At 43.3% G+C, this 23,502-nt stretch carries 26 protein-coding genes and 1 pseudogene; 25 read left to right on the top strand and 2 right to left on the bottom strand.

What is annotated here, in order from left to right; translation table 11 throughout:
- Positions 1–2 precede the first annotated feature (2 nt).
- The 16 genes and pseudogenes from purQ to MAHAU_RS15390 all read left to right on the top strand — a co-directional run bounded on the left by purQ (position 3) and on the right by MAHAU_RS15390 (position 16,113).
- Positions 3–713, top strand: coding sequence for a phosphoribosylformylglycinamidine synthase subunit PurQ (gene purQ / locus MAHAU_RS08130; protein ID WP_013781245.1), 711 nt, complete (start codon positions 3–5; stop codon positions 711–713).
- Positions 703–2,910 carry a phosphoribosylformylglycinamidine synthase subunit PurL gene (gene purL, locus MAHAU_RS08125; RefSeq protein ID WP_013781244.1) on the top strand — a complete coding sequence of 736 codons (2,208 nt, stop codon included), beginning with the start codon at positions 703–705 and terminating at the stop codon, positions 2,908–2,910. The genes purQ and purL overlap by 11 nt, the downstream gene beginning before the upstream one ends.
- Entirely contained in the window at positions 2,871–4,346 is a 1,476-nt protein-coding gene (purF, locus tag MAHAU_RS08120) for an amidophosphoribosyltransferase (protein WP_013781243.1), read from the top strand. Before purL ends, purF begins: the two co-directional genes overlap by 40 nt.
- Positions 4,347–5,354, top strand: a complete 1,008-nt coding sequence (gene purM / locus MAHAU_RS08115) for a phosphoribosylformylglycinamidine cyclo-ligase (RefSeq protein WP_013781242.1) — start codon at positions 4,347–4,349, stop codon at positions 5,352–5,354. It begins immediately after the preceding gene.
- Positions 5,351–5,974 (top strand): phosphoribosylglycinamide formyltransferase, encoded by a 624-nt coding sequence (gene purN / locus MAHAU_RS08110; RefSeq protein ID WP_013781241.1) that lies wholly within the window; start codon positions 5,351–5,353, stop codon positions 5,972–5,974. Before purM ends, purN begins: the two co-directional genes overlap by 4 nt.
- A 297-nt stretch (positions 5,975–6,271) precedes the next feature.
- The gene (gene purH / locus MAHAU_RS08105; RefSeq protein ID WP_013781240.1) at positions 6,272–7,816 is read left to right on the top strand and encodes a bifunctional phosphoribosylaminoimidazolecarboxamide formyltransferase/IMP cyclohydrolase; all 1,545 of its coding nucleotides are present in this window, start codon (positions 6,272–6,274) and stop codon (positions 7,814–7,816) included.
- A gap of 13 nt (positions 7,817–7,829) precedes the next feature.
- Entirely contained in the window at positions 7,830–9,086 is a 1,257-nt protein-coding gene (purD, locus tag MAHAU_RS08100) for a phosphoribosylamine--glycine ligase (RefSeq protein ID WP_041643991.1), read from the top strand.
- Between the two features lie 216 nt (positions 9,087–9,302).
- Positions 9,303–9,434 (top strand): hypothetical protein, encoded by a 132-nt coding sequence (locus MAHAU_RS16040; RefSeq protein WP_013781238.1) that lies wholly within the window; start codon positions 9,303–9,305, stop codon positions 9,432–9,434.
- Positions 9,435–9,928: 494 nt separating this feature from the next.
- A complete protein-coding gene (locus MAHAU_RS15595) occupies positions 9,929–10,279 on the top strand; it encodes a hypothetical protein (RefSeq protein ID WP_148258409.1) in 351 nt (116 codons plus the stop codon).
- Positions 10,280–10,296: 17 nt separating this feature from the next.
- Positions 10,297–11,046: a SurA N-terminal domain-containing protein gene (locus MAHAU_RS08090; RefSeq protein WP_013781236.1), complete on the top strand. Its 750-nt coding sequence runs from the start codon at positions 10,297–10,299 to the stop codon at positions 11,044–11,046.
- Between the two features lie 22 nt (positions 11,047–11,068).
- Positions 11,069–11,246, top strand: a pseudogene (locus tag MAHAU_RS08085) (phosphoribosylglycinamide synthetase C domain-containing protein); the annotation flags it as partial.
- 583 nt (positions 11,247–11,829) lie between these two features.
- A complete protein-coding gene (locus MAHAU_RS15040) occupies positions 11,830–12,249 on the top strand; it encodes a hypothetical protein (RefSeq protein ID WP_049783352.1) in 420 nt (139 codons plus the stop codon).
- A complete protein-coding gene (locus MAHAU_RS08080; RefSeq protein WP_013781234.1) occupies positions 12,227–13,294 on the top strand; it encodes a hypothetical protein in 1,068 nt (355 codons plus the stop codon). Before MAHAU_RS15040 ends, MAHAU_RS08080 begins: the two co-directional genes overlap by 23 nt.
- A gap of 100 nt (positions 13,295–13,394) precedes the next feature.
- Positions 13,395–14,306: a hypothetical protein gene (locus tag MAHAU_RS08075; RefSeq protein ID WP_013781233.1), complete on the top strand. Its 912-nt coding sequence runs from the start codon at positions 13,395–13,397 to the stop codon at positions 14,304–14,306.
- 1,219 nt (positions 14,307–15,525) lie between these two features.
- Positions 15,526–15,969: a hypothetical protein gene (locus MAHAU_RS08065; RefSeq protein ID WP_013781231.1), complete on the top strand. Its 444-nt coding sequence runs from the start codon at positions 15,526–15,528 to the stop codon at positions 15,967–15,969.
- Entirely contained in the window at positions 15,970–16,113 is a 144-nt protein-coding gene (locus MAHAU_RS15390; RefSeq protein WP_083809874.1) for a hypothetical protein, read from the top strand.
- A gap of 2 nt (positions 16,114–16,115) precedes the next feature.
- Here the strand turns inward: MAHAU_RS15390 and MAHAU_RS16145 are convergent, their stop codons facing one another.
- On the bottom strand, positions 16,116–16,286 hold the full coding sequence (locus tag MAHAU_RS16145) for a type II toxin-antitoxin system RelB/DinJ family antitoxin (RefSeq protein ID WP_083809873.1): 171 nt from the start codon (positions 16,284–16,286) through the stop codon (positions 16,116–16,118).
- Positions 16,287–16,434: 148 nt separating this feature from the next.
- On the opposite strand from MAHAU_RS16145, the gene MAHAU_RS15760 reads away from it, so the two are divergent.
- The 8 genes from MAHAU_RS15760 (at position 16,435) to MAHAU_RS08030 (ending at position 21,271) form a co-directional block, all read left to right on the top strand.
- Complete coding sequence (locus MAHAU_RS15760; RefSeq protein ID WP_013781221.1) at positions 16,435–16,587, top strand: hypothetical protein; 153 nt, start codon at positions 16,435–16,437, stop codon at positions 16,585–16,587.
- Between the two features lie 163 nt (positions 16,588–16,750).
- Positions 16,751–16,984, top strand: a complete 234-nt coding sequence (locus tag MAHAU_RS08060) for a hypothetical protein (protein WP_041643984.1) — start codon at positions 16,751–16,753, stop codon at positions 16,982–16,984.
- A 34-nt stretch (positions 16,985–17,018) separates the two neighbouring features.
- Positions 17,019–18,356 (top strand): hypothetical protein, encoded by a 1,338-nt coding sequence (locus tag MAHAU_RS08055; RefSeq protein ID WP_013781230.1) that lies wholly within the window; start codon positions 17,019–17,021, stop codon positions 18,354–18,356.
- 110 nt (positions 18,357–18,466) lie between these two features.
- Positions 18,467–18,706 carry a hypothetical protein gene (locus tag MAHAU_RS08050; protein WP_013781229.1) on the top strand — a complete coding sequence of 80 codons (240 nt, stop codon included), beginning with the start codon at positions 18,467–18,469 and terminating at the stop codon, positions 18,704–18,706.
- 136 nt (positions 18,707–18,842) lie between these two features.
- On the top strand, positions 18,843–19,385 hold the full coding sequence (locus MAHAU_RS08045; RefSeq protein WP_013781228.1) for a hypothetical protein: 543 nt from the start codon (positions 18,843–18,845) through the stop codon (positions 19,383–19,385).
- 118 nt (positions 19,386–19,503) lie between these two features.
- Positions 19,504–20,199, top strand: coding sequence for an ATP-binding cassette domain-containing protein (locus tag MAHAU_RS08040; protein WP_013781227.1), 696 nt, complete (start codon positions 19,504–19,506; stop codon positions 20,197–20,199).
- Positions 20,196–20,912, top strand: a complete 717-nt coding sequence (locus tag MAHAU_RS08035) for a hypothetical protein (protein WP_013781226.1) — start codon at positions 20,196–20,198, stop codon at positions 20,910–20,912. The genes MAHAU_RS08040 and MAHAU_RS08035 overlap by 4 nt, the downstream gene beginning before the upstream one ends.
- A 149-nt stretch (positions 20,913–21,061) precedes the next feature.
- The gene (locus tag MAHAU_RS08030) at positions 21,062–21,271 is read left to right on the top strand and encodes a phosphoribosylglycinamide synthetase C domain-containing protein (RefSeq protein WP_041643981.1); all 210 of its coding nucleotides are present in this window, start codon (positions 21,062–21,064) and stop codon (positions 21,269–21,271) included.
- Between the two features lie 178 nt (positions 21,272–21,449).
- Here MAHAU_RS08030 and MAHAU_RS16140 read toward each other — a convergent pair whose 3' ends face one another.
- Entirely contained in the window at positions 21,450–21,572 is a 123-nt protein-coding gene (locus MAHAU_RS16140; RefSeq protein ID WP_083809872.1) for a transposase, read from the bottom strand.
- 643 nt (positions 21,573–22,215) lie between these two features.
- Between MAHAU_RS16140 and MAHAU_RS15970 the strand changes: the two genes are divergently transcribed.
- A complete protein-coding gene (locus MAHAU_RS15970; RefSeq protein ID WP_013781225.1) occupies positions 22,216–23,394 on the top strand; it encodes a helix-turn-helix domain-containing protein in 1,179 nt (392 codons plus the stop codon).
- Positions 23,395–23,502 lie beyond the last annotated feature (108 nt).

Here is a 23,502-nt window from a genome sequence, read left to right as displayed (position 1 = left end):
CCATGAGATTCGGAGTAATAGTATTTCCTGGCTCTAACTGCGACAGCGACTGCTATCATGCACTGATGGACGTCATGGGCCAGGATGTACGCTACGTATGGCATAAAGAAAGCGATATCTCCGATGTCGACTGCATTGTGTTGCCAGGCGGATTCTCATACGGTGACTATCTGCGCTGCGGCGCTATAGCGCGATTTTCGCCCGTTATGCAGTCGGTACAAGACTTTGCTGAGAGAGGGAAGCCGATTATAGGTATATGCAACGGCTTTCAGATATTGACAGAGGCAGGCCTTTTGCCAGGGGCGTTGATACGCAACCGTGGGCTTAAATTCATATGTCAGCCACAGTATATACGCGTGGAGCATAGTCGGTCGATGTTTACAAATATGTGCCAAGATGGGCAGGTGCTCAATGTACCCATAGCTCATGGTGAAGGTAATTATGTAGCCGACCAAGCCACATTGGAGAAGCTGGAAGCAAATGGCCAAGTCATCTTCCGCTATTGCGATGTGCAAGGTGAATGTACAAACGAGGCTAATCCTAACGGATCCATGCATAACATAGCCGGTATAGTAAATGAGGCGGGCAATGTGCTGGGTATGATGCCACATCCCGAGCGCGTGTGCGATCCCATACTGGGAGGCACCGATGGCCGGCTTATATTTGGCTCCATAGTAGAATGGACGAAGAGGAGGATTGCAAATGCCAAGTAAACAGCGTTGGGATGAGGTAGGCCTTACTGAAAATGAGTACAGGATGATAATCGATATATTGGGTAGAGAACCTAATGATCTGGAATTAAACCTTTACGGTGTGATGTGGTCGGAACACTGCGGTTATAAGCATTCGCGGGCCATGCTCAAAATGTTTCCGACATCAGGACCGCGAATATTGCAAGGACCTGGAGAGAATGCCGGCATAGTTGATATCGGCGATGGATTGGCTGTATGTATGAAGGTGGAGAGCCATAACCATCCATCCGCCTTGGAGCCGTATCAGGGAGCGGCTACCGGCATGGGCGGCATTATACGCGATATATTTACGATGGGATCGCGGCCTGTAGCCCTTTTAGATTCGCTCAAATTCGGCCCGCTGGATAACCCGCGTTCGCGATATCTCATGGACGGTGTGGTGAGCGGTATAGCCGGTTACGGCAACTGCATAGGCATACCTACGGTGGCAGGTGAAGTCGGGTTTGACCCCTGTTATACCGGCAATCCGTTGGTGAATGCTATGTGCGTCGGGCTTATACGCCACGATGAGATACAGCGCGGCGCAGCCGCCGGCGTGGGCAACTCGGTCATGATAGTGGGCCATACGACCGGGCGCGATGGCATGGGCGGTGCTAGTTTTGCGTCGGTGGAGATCACTGCCGAATCAGAAGAACGCCGATCGGCCGTACAAGTTGGAGATCCTTTTATGGAGAAACTACTGCTCGAGGCCTGCCTGGAGCTGTTTAAAACAGGATGCGTTGTAGGCATACAGGACATGGGCGCCGCCGGCATAATATCATCGACGTGTGAGACGGCGGCCAGGGCAGGTACCGGTATAGAGCTGGACGTGGCATTGGTGCCCAAGCGTGAGACCGGCATGACGCCTACCCAGGTTATGATATCCGAGTCGCAGGAGCGCATGCTGGTCATAGTGGAAAAAGGCAGGGAGCAAGAAGTATATGATATATTCGACAAATGGGGGTTGCATGCGGTTGTCATAGGCCATGTAACCGATGACGGCATGTTGCGCGTTCTCGATAATGGCATTAAAGTGGGCGAGGTGCCGGCCAAATCATTGGCCGAAGCACCGGTGTATCACCCGGATTATGCCAAGCCCGATTATATAGATGAACTGGCGGCTTTTAATCCGCTGACGCTGACGCTGCCCGACGATATGAACGATGTGCTGTTGAAGCTTTTGGCCTCGCCCGATATATGCAGCAAGCGCTGGGTATACAGGCAATATGATTATATGGTGCGCACCGATACAGCCGTGCCGCCGGGTTCAGGCGATGCTGCTGTCGTACGCATAAAGGGCACATCCAAAGCCATAGCCCTTACCATAGACAGCAATGGCCGCTACAGTTACCTTGACCCGTATAAAGGCGGTATGATAGCAGTGGCCGAGGCCGCACGCAATATCGTGTGCACGGGCGCTCTGCCCATAGCCATAACCGATTGCCTTAATTTCGGCACGCCGGAAAAGCCGGATATATACTGGCAGTTCAGAGAGTCCATAGTAGGCATGGCCGAGGCATGCCGTGCACTGGATACGCCAGTTATAAGCGGCAACGTGAGCTTTTATAATGAAACCGATCGCGGTGCCATATATCCTACGCCTACGGTGGGTATGGCGGGGGTAATGGAGGACGTAAAGCATATAACCACTCAGGCTTTCAAAAAAGATGGTGATGCTATAGTGCTGTTGGGCGAAACAAAGGAAGAACTTGGAGCCAGTCAGTTCCTCAATATTATATATGGGATGCAAAAAGGTAAAGTGCCCGATATAAACCTCGAAAAAGAAAGCTCGGTGCAAAAAGCCGCACTTAAAGCTATTCAGGAGGGCATCATATCATCAGCCCATGACTGCAGCGACGGTGGACTTGCTATAGCTCTGGCTGAGAGCTGCATAAGCGGTAGAAAAGGTGCTTATGTAAACCTTAAATTTGATATCCGTACAGATGCTTTGCTGTTTGGCGAGAGCCAGTCTAGAATATTAATATCATTAAAGCCAGAATACCTGGATAAACTTTTCGTCATATGCGAGAGCTTTGGAGTGCCTTGCCAAGTGATAGGCACGGTTTGTGGCGATAGGCTTAACGTAGATGTAAACGGCAACAAGGTTGTACAATTGCCTATAGAGGAGATGAAAGATAAATGGGAGGGCACTATACCGGCTTACATGAATGGCAGATAACTGGCTTACGTGAGGAATGCGGGGTTTTCGGTGTATATTTGTCTGATTGCGAAGCAGACGTATCGCCTATGATATATTACGGCTTGTATGCCTTGCAGCATAGAGGGCAGGAAAGCGCCGGCATAGCTGTGACTGATGGATTAAGGCTTCGCTATTTTAAGGATATGGGTCTTGTTTCGGAGGTATTTGATCCGAAAATTTTGAACCAGCTTAAAGGTTATTCCGGCATAGGTCACGTAAGATATTCTACCACTGGTTCGAGTTATGTGGCTAACGCTCAGCCCTTGGTAGTGCGCTATAAAGGTGGCGATATGGCTCTAGCCCACAATGGAAATCTTGTAAACGCGGTTTCCTTGCGCGGTGAGTTAGAAGCTCAAGGTGCCGTATTTCAGACTACTTCGGATACCGAGGTTATAGCCAACCTTATATCACGCGCTGAGGGTGATGATATAAAAGATGTTATAAGTCAGGCTATGCGCCAAATAAACGGTTCATATGCTGTTGTCATATTGACCAATGATGCCATTATAGGTGTGCGCGACCCGTACGGCATACGCCCTTTGTGCCTTGGCAAACTCGGCGATGGCTACGTATTGGCGTCGGAAAGCTGTGCTCTAGATGCCATAGGTGCGGAATTTGTACGCGATATAAAACCGGGTGAAGGGATAGCTGTAAGCAAGAATGGAGTGGAATCCTTCAAAATAATGGATAGTCCTAAGATGGCTCTGTGTTCATTTGAATTCGTATATCTTGCCCGCACCGACAGCGTTATAGACGGAGCCGGCGTGTATAGGGCCAGGATAAACGCTGGCCGCATGCTGGCTATGGAACACCCGGTACAGGCCGATATGGTCATAGGTGTGCCCGACTCAGGTACCACAGCAGCCATAGGATATGCCCAGCAATCTGGTATACCGTTTGGGGAAGGCCTTATAAAAAACCGGTATGTGGGCCGCACCTTTATACAGCCCGAGCAGAAAATGCGCGAGGAAGGCGTGAAGGTCAAGCTAAACGCGTTGAGGGAGACCGTGAAAGGCAAGCGCATAGTGATGGTCGATGATTCCATAGTGCGCGGCACTACCAGCAGCCAGATAGTGGAGATGCTAAGGGAGGCCGGCGCGGTGGAGGTGCATATGCGCGTCAGTTCGCCGCCGGTGCAGTACCCTTGCTATTTCGGCATAGATACGCCGTCGCGCGATAATTTGATAGGCGCCATGCATACCGTAAAGGAGATAGGCGATATGATAGGCGTCGACAGCCTGGGCTATCTGAGTGTGGATGGGCTGGTGAGGTCGGTGGCCGAAGCGGTGGGCCGATATGAATTCAGTGCATCGGACTGCCCGTATTGCTTGGCATGCTTTGACGGCCACTATCCGGTCGATGTGCCCGAACAAGGTCAGAAATACCTTTTTGAAAATGCTGGGGGGAGAAAGTAGATGGATTATAAAGATGCCGGCGTGGATGTAAACGCCGGTTATGAAGCTGTGCGCCTTATAAAGCAGCACGTCGCCCGTACCTTTATACCCGGGGTTATAGGCGATATAGGCAGTTTCAGTGGCCTGTTCGCCATAGATAAGGATGCGTACAAAGAACCTGTGCTGGTATCGGGAGCGGACGGCGTAGGTACTAAGCTCAAGATCGCCTTTGCGCTGGACAGGCATGATACGGTAGGTATAGACTGCGTGGCTATGTGCGTCAATGATATACTGTGCCAGGGTGCTAAACCGCTATTCTTCCTTGATTACCTGGCTACCGGCAAGCTCGAGCCGGCGAAAGCCGCCAAAGTGGTAAAGGGCGTGGCTGACGGTTGCATGGAGGCAGGTTGTGCCCTTATAGGCGGGGAAACCGCTGAGATGCCGGATATGTATGCCGCAGGTGAATATGATCTGGCGGGCTTCGCAGTGGGGATAGTTGACAGAGATAACGTAATCACCGGGCAGCGTATACAAAAAGGAGATGCTCTAATCGGCCTCGCCTCTTCGGGCGTACACAGCAATGGATTTTCATTGGTGCGCCGATTGCTCATGGATAAACTGGATGAATACAGCGATGAACTCGACTGTACATTTGGCGAGGAGCTCATAAAGCCGACGCGCATATATGTAAAGCCGGTACTAGAGGCGCTGAAAGCATTTGATATAAAGGGCATGGCTCATATAACCGGAGGGGGATTCATAGAGAATATACCTCGTATGCTGAACAAAGGGCTGACGGCTGTTATAGACCGCGGCGCATGGCACAGGCCGCCCATATTTCAAATATTGCAGCGCCTATCCGGACTGGACGATACCTCGATGTTCAATACGTTTAACATGGGCATAGGCTTGGTAATGGCGCTGCCGCCCAATCAGGCCGATGGTGCTGTGGCGTTCTTCGAAAATGTAGGCTGTCAGACGCATATAATAGGCAGCATAGAAGAGGGTCCGAAAGGTATAAGGCTATGAAAAAGCGTATAGGCGTACTGGTATCGGGCGGCGGTACCAACCTGCAGGCCATCATGGACAAAATAGACGAGGGATATATAGATGCTGAAATAGCGGTGGTCATATCCAACAGAAAGGATGCGTATGCCCTCGAACGGGCCAAAGCCGCCGGCATAGACGCCCGATATGTGGTGCGTAAGGATTATGAGAGCGATGAGCAGCGCGATTATGCTATGATGCGGATACTGGAGGATCATGCCGTAGACCTTGTGGTGCTGGCGGGATACCTCGGCATATTGAGCAAACCGTTCATAGACGCGTACCGCTTGCGCATCATAAACGTTCATCCCTCGCTGATACCGGCTTTTTGCGGCAAGGGCTTCTATGGGCACCACGTGCATCAGGCGGTGCTGGACTATGGCGTCAAAGTGAGCGGAGCCACCGTCCATTTTGTCGATGAGGGCATAGATGCCGGCCCTATCATACTGCAAAAGGCTGTAGAAGTGAAAGACGACGATACCGCGGACACATTGGCCGCCCGGGTGCTCGAGGTGGAGCATGAGCTTTTGCCAAAAGCCGTAAAATTATTTCTCGAAGGCCGCTTATCGGTGAGCGGCCGCCACGTACATCTGTATTTATAAAATAACAAATGCCACTGCAATGATATAAAACCTCCAGCCGCTCGTGAAATATTGCTGGCATACTAAAAATTTGTTCCGCTTGAGCAAGCTAGCGCCGGCAATTCACGTCCATGCTCAGTGCCGGCTGGCCGGGCGTCCATGCCCGGCCTACGCTTGCTCTGCGCTGTACTCATTGAGTATGCCTACGCAATATTTCAAGGTGTCTTCTGGTTTTATATCATTTGCATTGCATAATTTTGTTTCATTTTATAAATTGAAATGCGAATACGAACAGTAGAAAGAGAAAGGATGATAGACATGATAAAGCGAGCGCTTATAAGCGTATCGGATAAGACCGGTGTAGAAGCCTTGGCCGGACGCTTGCACGATATGGGCGTTGAGATTATATCGACCGGCGGCACCGCCAAAGCATTGGAGAAAGCGGGCATATCGGTCACGAACGTATCGGATGTTACGGGATTTCCGGAGTGCCTGGATGGCCGAGTAAAAACGCTGGACCCTCACATACACGCTGGCATACTGGCTATGCGCGATAACCCGCAGCATATGGAGCAGTTGAATAAGCTGGGTATAAAGCCCATAGATATGGTGGTCATAAACCTGTATCCATTCAGGCGGACTATAGCCAAACCCGACGTTACCTTGGCCGAGGCCATAGAGAATATAGACATAGGCGGGCCGACAATGCTGCGCGCGGCCGCTAAAAACTATCAGGATGTGGCAGTATTGACCGATCCCGCCGATTACGAAAGCGTATTGGCAGAGATAGAGCAGACCGGCGATGTCAGCCGCGAGACCAAATTCCGACTGGCCGCCAAGGTATTCCAATTGACGGCGCATTACGACGCCATGATAGCCCAATATCTAAAACAACAGCGCGGCGACGCATCATTTGAGCCCGTATTCACCATGACGTTTGAGAAAGCCCAGGATATGCGTTATGGTGAGAATCCGCACCAGAGCGCCGTATTCTATAGGGAAATCGGCGACAATACGGGTACGCTGGCGGCTGCAAAGCAGCTTCACGGCAAAGAGCTTTCTTTCAATAATATAAACGATGCCAACGGTGCGCTCATGCTGCTCAAGGAATTCACCGAGCCGACCGTCGTCGCGGCCAAGCATGCCAATCCATGCGGCGTAGCCACAGCCAATACGATACATGAAGCCTATGTTAAGGCATATGAAGCCGATCCAGTTTCCATATTCGGCGGCATAGTGGCGGCCAACCGCGAGATCGATGAGGCGACGGCGCAGGAAATAAACAAGACCTTTATAGAGATCGTCATGGCGCCATCATATACGCCAGGGGCATTGAAGGTGCTGGAAAGCAAAAAGAACATACGCATATTGGCCATAGATGACATATCGAAGCCGTTGCCGGCCGATGCCCTGGATATGAAGAAGGTGGCAGGCGGTCTGCTGGTGCAGACCATAGATGATCAACTGCTTAACGATGAGGACCTCAAGGTTGTTACCAAGGCCAAGCCCACAGCGCAGCAGATGGAAGATTTGATATTTGCGTGGAAAGTCGTGAAATATACTAAGTCCAACGGTATAGCCATAGCCAAGGATAAACAATCGCTGGGCATAGGCCCGGGTCAGGTAAACCGCATATGGGCGGTGGAACATGCCATAACCAGGAGTGGCGATAAGGTAAGAGGAGCGGTACTGGCCTCCGATGCGTTCTTCCCATTCTCCGACTGCGTTGAAGCCGCAGGTAAGGCAGGCATAGCGGCCATCATACAGCCCGGCGGTTCCATAAGGGATCAGGAGTCTATAGATATGGCCGATAAATACGGCATAGCCATGGTATTCACCGGCATGCGCCATTTCAGACATTGATGGGGTGAAGGCTTTGAAGGTGTTAATAATAGGAAGCGGCGGGCGCGAACATGCGTTGGCATGGAAAATAGCCCAAAGCCATGAAGTCGATGAGATATACTGTGCGCCAGGCAATGGCGGCATATCCGACATCGCCCGATGTATAGATATAAAGGCCACCGATATAGATGGCGTAGTGAATTTTGCTAAACAAAACGCCATTGATCTGACCGTTGTGGCGCCAGATGACCCGCTGGCCATGGGTATGGTGGATGCGCTGGAGGCCGTCGGATGCCGGGCATTCGGCCCACGCCGCGATGCCGCGGCCATAGAGGCCAGTAAGGCGTTTGCCAAGCAGTTGATGCATAAGTACAATATACCCACGGCCAAATATGAGGTATTCGACGATTATGAAAAAGCCGCGGCATATGTAGAAAAATGTCCCGTTCCCATCGTTATAAAGGCCGACGGTTTGGCCTTGGGTAAAGGCGTTACAGTGGCCATGGACAGGCAGGATGCGCTGGCAGCCTTGAAATCCATCATGCTGGACAAAGTATTCAAAGAAGCAGGCAGCCGAGTGGTCATAGAACAATACCTAACCGGGCATGAGGTATCGGTGTTGGCATTCAGCGACGGCAAAACGGTTGTACCGATGATAAGCGCGCAGGACCATAAACGCGCCTATGACGGCAATAAAGGGCCTAATACCGGCGGTATGGGTGCTATAGCTCCAAGCCCTTATTATACGCCAGATGTAAAACAGAGGGTGGAGCGAGAGATAATATACCCGACCATAGCGGCGATGGCTGCAGAAGGCCGACTATTCAAGGGTGTGCTGTACTTTGGCCTGATGCTGACCGATGATGGACCTAAGGTGCTGGAATACAACGCGCGCTTCGGGGACCCGGAGGCTCAGGCGGTATTGCCGCTTCTAAAAAGTGATCTGGTCGGTATAATGGAGGCCATAATAGACGGGCGGCTGGATGAAATAAAGGTCGCATGGTATGACAAAGCGGCGGCGTGTATTGTCTTAGCCTCGGGCGGCTACCCCGCGCACTATACCACGGGTTATCCTATAATGGGATTGGATGATATAGACGACCCGGACGTCATAGTGTTCCACGCCGGAACGAAGAAGGAAGGCAATATTTATTATACGGCTGGCGGTCGAGTGCTTGGCGTTACGGCTGTGGCCGATAATCTGGATACGGCTTTGGGCAAGGCGTATGAAAGCGTACAGAAGATAAAATTCAAGGATATGCACTATAGGAAGGATATAGGCAGGGTATGATACCCTGTCTTTTCTTATGCTATGCATATAGGGCATATAGGAGCATGAATGATTTCTCAATAGCACAATACCCCTCATATATGATTAGCCTGTAGTAGGTAAATTCGGCATATTATGAAATACTTCATTTCGATAAAAATTTTCATGTCTGATTGTGAAACTATTTCACCCTTTTAACCCTCTTATATATAGAAGAGCGAATTGGAGGTATGAGTTATGCGTGAAAGCAAGATGGAGTTGTCAGGCGAGCAGACGGAAATGCTCGGTGTACACAGTGTTTCTGAAGCTGTAGCCATTGCCATTGAACATGGAATTATAAGCCATGAACAAACATTGGAAAATTATTAACAAAAGACTACCCGATCGGGTAGTAGACAAATAATAGATCGGGTAGTATTATATTACTGTAAGCAAACGGTTGGTATAAATCCACAGGATTTCCTTGAATGGATAGTGTGACGGGTTTGTTTAAGCAGTTCACCGGGCAAAAGAATAATGTTGATAGGGGTAGTGCTAATAAGTGGTTGATTAGTTGAATACGAAAATGTGATTGCTTACTCGTTGATATGCAACAAGCGAGAGAAATAAGGTGGCAGGCTTGTGGGCATTTGGATACAGGGCTCACTGAGAAGAACTGCTGGGAATTATATTGGTTTGTCTTTACAAATACTATTATGCGATTTGAGGAGTGATAAAATGGAATTTCTATATTTTTATATTTACCAATTGATAACGGAAAAGCTGCGGATACTCTCGATTATGCTGAATCGAGATCCGTTTATGCATATACGTGGGTTAATGACGTAGGGGTAATTTTTACTGCGCAAGCCTTAACTGTTAGAGTGGGATATCGCTATCACTATAACTATAGTGGTGGTAATGTTGTAAGTAAAACGGTAACGTCTAGTTCTTTAACTGGTATTGCTCAGGACGGAACAATAAGGCCTTTTCCAATTAATTTACACTTAATGTATATAGATTGGTATAAAAATGGTGGCTTAATCGGACACTTTATTAGCTTTACGCATCCTCCAAGTATTATTGATCCTGACGACTTAGTTGTTAGTGGAGAAAATGGAACGGATTTATTATTCTATGGAACTGACCAGAATATGTATGAAGAAGGCAATGTGTGGATGTATATGCCTGAGTGTATACCAGCTTCTTTTTCTAAAACTGTTATAAATTATTAAATAGGAAGGTGACGATCATGTTGAAAAAAAGAAGTTCAATTATTGTTATAACTATAGTTGTTGTGATATTTATTGCTTTTTTAGCAATAAATACAGGTTTTGCTGAAGATATTTGGTCCTATATTGGGAAACAAGCAGCCTCTATTAGAGGGCAAAAAAGCGATGTAACAATCGCAACTGTAGGCAATACTCGTATAACACAAAAGGATTTAGATTTAGCTATGTTAATGCGCGAGAAGACATATGAACTTCAAAGCAAGGAAATTAAAGAGTCAATATTAAAGGATCCTTCTATTAAGGAGGAATTGCAAAACGTGATGCCAGAACAACCAACCAAAGAAAAGGTGCTTAATTCATTGATAGAAAAAGAAATTTTATACCAAGAAGCTGTAAAAAGAAATTGTGACGTTTCTCTAAATGAAGCCAAAAAATATCTTGAGGATAATAAAAAAACTTATGACGATATATTAAGCGGTAAGCTAACAGTTGTTGATAAAAATGCAGCAGTTGAAGCATATACAAATATGGAAGACTTCGCTAAGGGAATGGGAATGAGTGTAGAAGAATATATGGAGTACCTCGCGCCTACAGTTCAAAAAGAATTATCAATAGCCAAATTACAGCAGTCAATTTTACAATCTGCTTCCATTGATATAAGGGATAACCCTCAAAAAGCTGAAGAGTACTTCAATAAGCAAAAAGAAGAAATTAAAAAGAACTATGATGTCAAATATAGTGAAGACGCTAAGAAGATTCTCGAAAACTAATTGGGGGTTCTATATTGTTTCAGTGTTCCACGCCGGAACAAAAAAAAGAAGGCAATACTTATTATACGGCAGGCGGTCGAGTGCTTGGCGTTACGGCTGTGGCTGATAACCTGGATGCGGTTTTGGGCAAGGCGTATGAAAGCGTACAGAAGATAAAATTCAAGGATATGCACTATAGGAAGGATATAGGCAGGGTATGATACCCTGTCTTTTCTTATGCTATGCATATAGGGCATATAGGAGCATGAATGATTTCTCAATAGCACAATACCCCTCATATATGATTAGCCTGTAGTAGGTGAATTCGGCATATTATGAAACACTTCATTTCGGTAAAAATTTTCATGGCTGGTTATGAAACTATTTCACTCTTCTAGCCCTCTTATATATAGAAGAGCAAATTGGAGGTATGAGTTATGCTAATGCCAGCTGTATCTCGTGTAAACGCAAAAAGATCGGTATCACAACGGTACTCCTCATACACTGCTCAAGTCGCTCCCCAGCATTGTCCTATCCTGTGCATGAATAAATGCAAGTAAATGATACCGTACAAGGAGGCTTTTGTCAATTTGGCTGAGTACCGCGACGGCGCGGCAGTTTTACCGTAAAGGTGTGGCTAACTAAACCTCCGTGCAGGTGTGGCTGGGCATTCGAAATTTACATATTTGAAGGTGAAGAAAGCAAGAAAAGGAAGGAAATATAAAATTAGTCTAATTTTTTTCCTAATATAACCGATATATAATATGTATAAATTGATAAACATTTAATAAAAGGCAGATGAGTTTGGTGAAAAAGAAAAATTTAAGAAAGCTTTGTAGTCTATTTCTATCTGTATTAGTCATGACTTTTATCCTTATGCCAACCGCACAAGCAAAGGGAAATGATGATTATCAAAGCTGTTTGGCAGATAGTGATACGTTGAATGTTGATCCAAATTCATCTGTTACAATTGGAAATAGGGGTAATATAAATCTCAAAAAGCCCACTACGCATTATGTCAGCAAAGATGAATTGACACCAAGAATAGGTAAACGAATAGCTACCAGAATAATTGCAGATACTTCACTCGATCCAAAAAAAGGAATTAAAAGATCAGAACAATTAAGAGCAACCACAGTAGTTGATAGTAGCTTTTATACTACCTTTACTGATTATTTAACTACTGAAGGGGAAAGCAAGTATGTATATCCGATCAATCTCTAACGGACAAGTCCTTCATGCACAACTGGATTTACCAAATTCATCTGAATTGGACTACGATTTGTACTTGTTTGAAGTTGACGGTGAAGGCAATATGACTTTAGTAGATGCTTCAGAATATCCAACATATATTAATGGAATCTCCGGAACCTTGTCTGAAGCTGTTGGTATATATAATACAAATGAAGCCGATAAGACAAATGCAGTTTTTGTTCAGTCTTATATAGGATCTAGCATAAGCCAACCTTTCAAACTTCACATTGGTATTAATACGAACACCGACCCTTATGAAGCCGACGAAAATGTAGCAAAAGCAATAAATTTTACTTTAAATCAATCTGGCAGTACTGCGATTAATGTACGGTCATTAAATACCATGTGTGACAATGACTGGTTTACATTTACCGTTCCCAGTGATCCGGACTACAGCAGAGTTGCATTTACATTAGATGAATCCTCAACTGTGATGAGGCATAAAGTTGAAGTATACACCAATTTATCTGATGGTTCAATGGTGAAAGAAATTATGACTGACAATAAAGTTTCTTTAAGTCCAGGACGCTATTATGTGAGAGTTGCTTCGACAGATGGGAATGCAATTACAGGAACAAATTATACGTTAACGGTTTCTCCTGAATATCTTGCAGATGAAATTTATATCACTGAATTTGGCGGTGGCGGATACGCTACATATTATGGAACGACTCTTTACAGAGTGAATGGTAGTAGTACAATAACTGTTAAGGGTGTAGCAGGCGTTAATGGATATGTACTTCCTAATGCTACGATTACTGTAACTGTCTTCAATCCGAATTGGGATCCCACAGATTTAATATACAGAACTGCGACCGTTACTACTGATGGTCAAGGCATTTTCACTGCTACTGTAAATACATCACCTTCTACGGCAAGTATGTCATGCTTGATAAGTGGAGCAATATCTTTTATGCATTATTATGATATTGGCGGTGTATATGCTGAGAGTGGTAATGCGATCACCGGTGTGGTACCTATTTATATATTTGCATATAGTATATATTTAGGATAATGAAAATGTAGAATAACACCTTGAAAAATAAAAATTCTACAGGCGTTATTCTATGTATTTTTAAGATAAAAAAATACTGCATAGAAGAGGAGAAATATAAATGAGCGGAATAATTTTTAATGCCAATGTATCTACTAATCAAATATCAGCTAATCCAATAGATACAAGAAGAAAGGGCAATGAAGATGTTTTAAACAGTGGTTATCACGATGAAGTGTTCATCAGCGATGAGTCAAGGAAATTATTTCAAGTTCTCAAAGAATATGAGTTTGACGGTCCCTTAAAGCTTGATAAGCAGTTTTTACAGCGAGATTATTATGAACAAAGGAAGTTGGAATTCGCTAAGAGCCTCTCAGAACGGCAGGACATTGCTCCTTTGGAAAATGAGTTTCAAATTCTTGGAGTGAGCTATGTCTTTAAACCCGGATCTCTTGAACAATTTATTTCTGAAAAGCTTGAAGGCAAAGCAGAAAATCCTTCATTACTTGCAAGTGAAATTGCCGAAAATATAAGAGGGACAGTCAGTAATCCAAATGCTACGATTGACGAACGTGCCGTTAATAGAAAGACTGCGTTAAGACTGGCGGAGGAGATCGCACGAAATTATTTCGATAACGTTGATGAAGCAAAGGATTTCTTATCAGTAATTAATGAATATGCTGAAAATGATGTTTTGCGTGAAAAGGGATATGTGGTCTTTGATAATTCCGATATGAAGCCCTTTAAGGAGTATACACTACCAACGGCACCTGAGAATTATATTTGTGGAAGCGCGTTTGCGGAGAAATACGGATATACAAATCTTAAAGAAATTTTCGATGACAGTGCTAAGTATGAGGGATTTATTAATGCCTTGCAAAAAAACGGTGAAAAATGGAAAGAAGATATTGTTAGAAGCTTTGATGAACATGAGCAACTCGTGCAAAAAATCATAGATGAATCCAGCCTTTCACAGTTGAACGAGCAGTATATACAAGATATCATAAGTACATTTTTTAATAATAACAACTAAAATGAATCTGTCTAAATTGACGTCTCTTTAGTTTCTACCAAAGCTAAAGAACGTTTTTATATCAAAAAGTACTGTGGAGAGACGACTTTATAAATATAAACTAGAGTTATCGTTATTGGTTCAGTATAGATAACTTTAAAAATTATATAAGATGTACAAGATTGAATAATACATGTACATAGGGCCATAAAATGCTTGTTGTGAGTTTTTTGTTCTTTACCCCTAAAGCAATTACCTCATTCATCATATATAGACCCTATACCGATCGCCGAGCATAAGAAGCGAGAAGAAATATAAGCAATTATCATAATACCTCCGATTCCTGCTTCTCAGCGGTGCCTGGCAAAACTCTTTTACCTTTCGATGCAATATCAATTTTTTTGTACTTACTGCGAAAAAAGTAACACGACGTGGTTGATATCGGATGGAGTGATGAATGAAGACGGCTGGGTAATCAATAAAGATTGTGAATTGGATCTAATAAGACACGGGGAATATTATGAGGCAGTTGTGAATCTTCAAAAGGGTTGATGCGCTTTATACGTTTCTCATTCCCTGATTTTACTTGGCCGAGTAATTGGTCGTAAGCTGTAAGAATAGTGAGGTGGAAATTGCGTTATGAAAAGGAGAAAGGTAGTTATTGTCTGCATATGTAGTATAGTTGCGATAGCCATTGTGGTTCTAATGGTTAATGCTCTCGCTTTTCGTGACTTTACAACTGGATTACAATTTCCGCCTTACAATGAGGTTGATATTAGTGTTAAGCAATACAAGACGGGCGTTAGTATAGAGATGTCAAATGAGGATGAGATAAAACAGATAATTGATTCCCTACGTTTGATTCAGATGCGGGTGTAAAGGTTAATCGCTCAATTATAACATCGGAGAATAATGCTTATTCTGTTATTGTGTCATTTGAAACCTATTACTACATCTTTTATGATTATAACGGGTTTGATGATTTTATCGTTCTTGTATACAGCATGTAGCAGAAGTATCAGAGGCGGGCGCTCAAAAGAATAATCGTAAACATCTAGGATTATATGTCACAGACAATAAAGCTTATAACGCTGATTGTGTTGGGGCGTATAATATACTGAGAAAGTATCTGTATAGGGTTGGCAAAGCTAATTCAGTAGTAGTGGCGTTGGACACGCTTGGGATGTACCGTGTAATTCACAAATAAATCAAATAATTACGAGAGGCGGTATAAGCTTTTATGAGAAGAATTGTATTTATAATTATGTTAAGCATGGTATTGATTTTATCAGCATGCAGTGACCAGAGCAAAACGGAAAATGATAAACAGTACCTGTTCTATGGCGAAGGACAGCACTGGGTCGTAACTATAAAGTGTAATGGGGCAAACAGCGGCGAGAAAGCCTCAATGACAGCCGCCTATATGAGTAACATTGAAGATTTAAATGGTAAAGATATAAGCTTTAGCTATGGAACGGCAATGGGTACTATAGGTTCGATGCCTGAACATGGTACGGGTAATAAAGGAACATTTTTTGTAGAATTTCAAGATAATTTTCTTTATCCTATACTTGGGAAGCCGAAAGAAAAAGTTTTAGTCATTATAAGCACATACAATAAAAACGATAAAAGCAACTATAGTGAATCTATCGAACTTAAGCAATATATGGAGATAAAAGATTAGATGATAAGCGCGCAGGACCATAAACGCGCCTATGACGGCAATAAGGGGCCTAATACCGGAGGTATGGGCGCTATAGCTCTAAGCCCTTATTATACGCCAAATGTAAAACAGAAGGTGGAGCGAGGGATAATATACCAACCATAATCCTAAGCATTTAAATCTTCCATAAGTTCATTAATGCTATTAAAAGCTTTACTCATATTGCGGTTGTTGTTGACATTACTAATTGCCGCCAATGTTTCGGCATTGGGGTTTTCAATACGAATATCAAAAGGGATACCACCGTAACGGACGGCATATCGGAGAAATATATTCATTATATATACGTATGTTTTATAATAGTGTTATATTTCTAACAAAAAAGCTTGCGATGGTTTCGAGATAAAAATTTTTATGGCTGATTATGAAACTATTTCATCCTTTTAACCCTCTTATATATAGAAGAGCAAATTGGAGATATGAGTTATGCGTGAAAGTGAGGTAAAGTTGTCAGACGACAGACAGATGCTCGGTGTGCACAGTGTTTGTGAAGCTGTAGCCGTTGCCATTGAATATGGAATTATAAGCGATGATCAAATATTGGGAAAATTATTAACAAAAGACTACCCGATCGGGTAGTAGACAAATAATAGATCGAGTAGTATTATATTACCTGTAAACAAACGGTTGGTATAAATCTACAGGATTCCTTAGATGGATAGTGCGACGGGTTTGTTTAAGCAGTTCACTTGGCAAAGGGAAGAATGTTGATTGGGGGTAGCGCTAATGAGAGGTTGATTCGTTGGATACGAGGATTGGAATAATTGCTTGTTGGTATGCAACAAGCTATAAGGATGATGCTGACAGAATATATATAAGTGCCCATACAGCAGATAAATTCGACACTTTGCTTAGTAGTTTGGGCATACCTGCAAGCAAGGGAAGAATAGTTCGGGTTACTTACTACTATAATAATCCTTCAAATGATACGAGATATTCCAGTATATGGAATATAAAACGCTATATACTGGAATAATAAATAGTACGAATAAAGAAAGGTAATGTTTATCATGGTAAGGAAACAAAATGTTTGGATTTTAATCATGCTGGTATCTTTTTTCTCCATTATTATCGTGGCATGTGATAATAATGAGGTAGCAGATCCCTCATCTTCTAAAGCAATTGGAACACCTATAAATAACTCTCAAACATTACAAAGCTCATCTCCTGCAGAAACGATTGCAAGTTTACCAGTGGCATTGAGAGCATTTTATTCGTATGTCCATAATGTAGCCGAAGATGCTCAGGCAAATAATCACTTATTTTCTGATATACCTGGCTTGAAGAAAATTCATATAGAACAGGTGCTAAAGGATGATACCAGTTATTCATTGGGGAATGAAACGGTATATCCAGAGGATTCATCCTTTGAAAGCGGCAGTCCTGAGAAAAGCCATCTGAATCAAATGCTCTCCGGGGTATTTTCCATATTCAATGACAGGGGTAATTGTACTATTAGCTACCCTATAATGAGTGATAATGGGGTCCTTAATTCAGTAATAACATTTGATACGCTAATACCATATAATTCAAATATGGAAACTAGCAACGATTATGAGTTCGACGTGTTATTTTTCAATGGCGAGTCTATACATTATTACGACGAAGCAATCAATGAGACGATAGAGTGGCCGCGCTTAACTCCCTCAGCTAAGCCGCTTATATTTAAGTCAGCAGACAAAATAAACCCCCAGAGCAAAGAAATGCTTTATCAAGACTTAGTTGTTGTACAAGATAATAAGATGACTTCGATAGCCAACGCAGATAGGTTGCTGCGTTCATTGCTTGATCGGATGACACACTCGACAACATATCAAACAGATATCGCATTGATTGAGGATATAAATATAGTTCATGAAACCGATGGTGGTGCCTTATTTGAAGCAGTCATCGCTTTGGGAGAACATAATGGTGAATCTTCTCGCTATTTGTGGGATACGCATACTCTTTATGCTTCATATGTAAAGCAAGACGGATATTGCGTTTTGAACATTATAGGGAATAATGCCGTTATCTATTTGCCAAATAAAGCACCGGACACCGAAAAAATCGGAGAAATGTTTGCCGATACTATCATTAGGCCGTATATGTTTTCCACACAACCGATTCAAGATCGTGTTTATCAATATAAGGTCGATTCAGTAAAAAAGAGCACTACTGATGATAACAATAATATTCGGTACAATATCAAGTTTTCCGTGCTCACTGCGAAAAAAGGTAACACAACGTGGTTGATATCGGATGGAGTGATGAATGAAGACGGGTGGGTAATCAATAAAGATTGTGAATTGGACCTAATAAGATACGGGGAATATTATGAGGCAGTTGTGAATCTTCAAAAGGGTTGATGCGCTTTATCGGATACCTTCCAAGGGAGCAATATGTTTCTTATTCCCTGATTTTACTTGGCCCAGTGATTGGCCGCAAGCTATAAGAATAGTGAGGTGGAAATTGCGTTATGAAGAGGAGAAAGGTGGTCATTGTCTGCATATGTAGTATAGTTGCGATAGCCGTTGTGGCCCTAATGGTTAATGCTCTCGCTTTTCGTGACTTTACAACTGGATTACAATTTCCGCCTTACAATGAGGTTGATATTAGTGTTAAGCAATACGAGGCGGACGTTAGTATAGAGATGTCAAATGAGGATGAGATAAAACAGATAATTGATTCCCTACGTTTGATTCAGATGCGGGTGTAAAAGTTAATCGCTCAATTATAACACCGGAGAATAATGCTTATTCTGCTATTGTGTCATCTGAAACCTATCACTACATCTTTGTAATAGCGTAAGATGATTCGCACAGCTACATGTTGGGGAACACTTTTGCGGTTAAGTGGAAGGTTACAGTAAAGAAGAAACCACGGCTAAATTCCCATACAAACTTACCTGCTTTAAACTCGATAAGGACAAATACGATTTTTACGAAGGCTTTTACAGAGTTGTAGGTAATTATTGGGTGAGTACAAGCAAAGACACGCAATTTGGAACGACTTATCAGAAAATAGACATCTCTCAGATTCCGGTTTCCAGCGACTGTATACAGATATTGTTTGATGTGCCGGTATCTGCTACCGGAATAGCTCCTTTGCAGAAAATTACATTTGATGCTACGAACGGGCTATGTGAAATAAGGGTGTTCAATTGCTCTGCCATACCTAAATCCAGTATATTTGTTCCTGAAAGTTCTTATATCAAAGAAGTTAAATGTGAAAAAGATGGGAAAGATTGTGTAATTGCTGTACGTTATGATGCGTCTGTCGCTGATGTATATAAAGCAGATAATAGCGTATATAAGAATGGTATGCCAATAACGGAGATTAGGCTTGGCCAATCTGCAACTATTTCTCCTGAGGATTCGTTGCAGGGGAAACGGTAGTTATAAAAGAGAAGCTAAAACGAGCAAAAAGGAAGGGCTGATATGAATATGAGGGGAGGCGATGGCGTATTCTTCCTCATTTAATAAAGAGAGAAGGTTTTACGCCTGATTTTATTTAATGGGAAATATAGTTAAAATTAACAACCTAAACATGTCATATGGGAAGACTGCAGCGCTTAAAAATATCAATTTAGAATTGCCGGACGATAACTTTATCGGTTTATTAGGTCCAAATGGGAGCGGTAAAACCACGTTGCTTAAAATATTAGCCGGCCTTATAACATACTATACGGGAGAAGTCCATATTGACGGTCAACCAGTTTCCACCTATACAAAGTCGATAGTATCTTATTTGCCGAGCAGTCCATATGTAAATCCGCGATTAACATTGGAGCAGCTCATAAACACATATGCTTCTTTTTTCCCTAATTTTTCACGCGAAAAGGCAAATTATTTTTTTGATTATCTTCATCTTGCAAAAAACACTATGTTCAGTCATTTATCTAAAGGTTTGCAGGAACAGGTGGCATTAAGCCTTGCGTTATCAAAAAATTCTAAGCTGTATCTTCTGGATGAGCCGTTTGGCGGAATAGATGTTTCTACCAGAGATAAGATAAACGACATGATTGTTACGAATTATCCTAATAATAGCACGTTCCTGATAGTAACGCATGAAATTCACGATATGGAGAGTCTGTTAAATTATGTGGTCTTTATAAAAAACGGTGAAATATTGCTGGCAAAATCCTCTGACAGCATACGATCCGGCAATGCGCAATCCATCGAAGGCTTTTATAAGGAGGCATTTAAATGATAAAAAAGCTTATCGCCTATGAGATCCAAAATTCGTGGCGTGTTTTTTTCTTGATATATGCCGTGTTATTATTGATTGCGGCATTGGTTAAAGCAAAATTAATAAGTTTGCCTGATTTCTTTTATGTACATCTTATGTTCATCGACCTATTTCTGACAATTGGCATTCTGACGAACCGTTTTTGGCAATCTATATATGGTCAAGAAGCAAATTTTCTTTTAACCGTACCTGCCAATACAGCCCAATTGATGGCAAGTAAAGCGATCAATTCATTACTGTGGTTACTTGTTTCTTTTGTTGTAATGGGTATGACATTTATGTGGCAAGGCAACCCGTTAGGTAAATTAATGTTAAACTATATTACGCTTTCCAGTATAATTATAACGGGTTTGATGATTTTGTCGTTCCTGTATACAGCTATTTCACTTGCGCATCATCCGTTTATTCAGAAAGACTATTTGGGAATGACTGTTTTGTTTTTCATCGTATTATACAGTATATTCAGCTTATTGCAAAACACTACGGAAGGGCTGATACCTTATACGATAAGGATTAGTATGGAGGGTATTACAGTGAATTCGGCACCAGGCAACATGATGATAGCTGACAACTTTACGATAGTCGTAAACAGCGCTGTTTGGAGTATATTTATGATTTTTGTCAATTTTACTTTTACGGGGTATATGATAAAAAGGAAGTTAATCGTCCCGTAAATATATTCGCCTGACATAGTTATGAAGACCGATGGTCTGGCCTTGAGCAAAGGCGTTACAGTGCCCATTTATAGGTAGGCGGTACTACCGCTTCTGAGAAGTGATCTGGTCGGTATAATGGAGGCCATAATAGACGAGCGGCTGGATGATTGGATGATATAGACGACCCGGACGTCATAGTAGTGTTCCACGCCGGCACAAAAAAGGAAGGCGATGTATATTATACGACAGGATGGAGGGTGCTTGACGTTACGGCCGTGGCCAATGACCTTAATACGGCTTTGAGCAAGGCGTATGAAAGCGTACAAAAGATAAAATTCAAGGATATGCACTATAGGAAGGATATAGGCAGGGTATGATACCCTGCTTTTTCTATGTATGCATATGGGAGCATGAATTATTCGTGACGGTTCATGTATCTCACAGGCTTGGTAACTGATGAGCCTGTATCAGGTGAATTCGGTATACTATGAAATACTTTATCTCGATAAAAATTTTCATGGCTGATTATGAAACTATTTCACCCTTTTAACCCTCTTATTTTTTGCCGTCCTTCTTAATGCGGTTTTGAATATGCTTTCGCTCATCATCTACGCACTTGTGCGGTGGCTGCGATATATGGAAACGGTCTACCACAGGTTTGGCATTGGGGAAACAGATAGTTTATTACATCATCCTTTGTCCTGCCTGTGATTACGGCAATAACATTGCTTGTTTCCTGGTTATAAATTACGGTACCATAGTTATGGCCTTTTTACGGGCAATGTTATCGATGCCAAGAAACCTTAACTGTTCTGGTTTTCTGTTCCCCATAATAGGTTAACATAATAGTTATATATTCTTTAGCATATATGCTCACTGATACCCATAACGTTGGCTGCATTGTGTATTGTATGTTTATGAGCTAAAATAACCACCGTGATGCGCCCGCATTTAGGGCAAACTGCACAATTATGCGCAGATATAGCTGCTATATATATATATTGTACCATCATTTACATTGGTAGACAGTACCTTTATTCCTTGCAAACCAAGGTGATTTTCGATAAAATTATATATAGGATTCAATTAAGTTACACCCCTTTACTGTTTGTTGATTTTTTGGTTTTTGAATCCCATATATAACAAACAGTGAAAGGGTTTTTTTGCATCTTTTTATCAGTTATTTACCAAGGTACTTTATAAAATCCGCTAAGTTTCACGAAATTCAACGTTGAAGCATAATTTTTCTCAATAATTGAAAAGCATCGCTCAAACGACTATAATAAAGTTGTCATTTAGCAAAGAAAGGGAGGGCTTTGGGATGGAATACATATCGGCTATGGAGGCTTCCGAAAAATGGGGGGTTTCGCCCAGACAAGTACAGCGGCTTTTGGCTGACAACCGAATACCTCACGCTAGGAAATATGGCAGGTCATGGATGATTCCGGAGTATGCGGAAAAGCCCATCGATTTGCGCAGGGAGAAGAAGCTGCCACAAAAATCGCTGTCGTCCGATCTTTTATATGTACTCGCGTCTACCACTATTCCTATGCCCGGCGATAATCCCGATGAGATTTTGGATACCATGGGCGAGGAAAGGCTGCGGCTTGAATACGAAGCCGAGCTCGCATATCTGCGGAGCGACTTTCAACGGACAATGCGCTGCTTTGCCAAAACCGAGGGGGACGAGGCGGCTAGGCTGCGTGCCTGTCCGGTGGCGATAGCGGCTGCCATCAGCATGGGGGATTACCGCGCTTACACGGAGATAGACGTTTATCTCAGGGGATGTGTTAAAGCCGACAAAGGCGGCATTATATCCGCCATCGCCGAGATAGCTATCGCCACCGCAGCCGTTAGCATGATCGCCCCGGATATGGCTCCCGACTGGCTGAAGGATGGGGATTTTAGCGTCCTTCCGGCGCAGGCCAAGTTGGACGCGCTCTATTTGCGCGCGAAGTATTTTCAGTGTATGGGTAGGTATGAAGCCATGCTGGCTGTGGCGCAGACCGCGCTGACCCTTTGCGTGTCGGAGCATGGGGTCACGCTGCCTGACATATACCTGCTGATGATGTGCGCCGTCGCGTGTTATTCTCTCGAGCGCGTGGACGAGGCCAAGCGATGGCTTTTGAAGGCTATGAGCATCGCTCTGCCCCACGGTTTTGTCACCCCTTTTGCGGAGAGTGTTACCGCGCTGGGCGGCTTGGTGGAGCAATGCCTGGAGCGGGAATATCCCGGTTATTACAGCGCTGTAATCGGGCAATGGAAGCGCACATGGAAGAACTGGATGACATTTCACAATCAATTCACAAAGGATAATATCACACTAATACTGTCCATGCGCGAATATCATCTGGCGTTACTCGTAGCACATCATGTCCCTTACGCGAAAATTGCGAAGCAGTATGGCATTTCCGTCGGCAGGCTTAAGAATATCGTGCTTGAGATTTACGGCAAGCTGTATATATCCAGCCGGGACGAGCTTGCTAAATATATTCTTTGACGCAAAAAAACGTGACTTTTTGATGGTGAAAAGTCACTTCCCAAAAAACGAATTTACCCCTATGATAATAATGGAATAATTATCGTAGGGTTTTTTATTCCCGTACCG

The organism is Mahella australiensis 50-1 BON (genome assembly GCF_000213255.1).
In the GTDB taxonomy this organism is placed as follows: Bacteria; Bacillota; Clostridia; order Mahellales; family Mahellaceae; genus Mahella; species Mahella australiensis.
The sequence above is the reverse complement of the archived record's forward strand: the minus strand, read 5'-3'. Positions and strand labels throughout refer to the sequence as shown.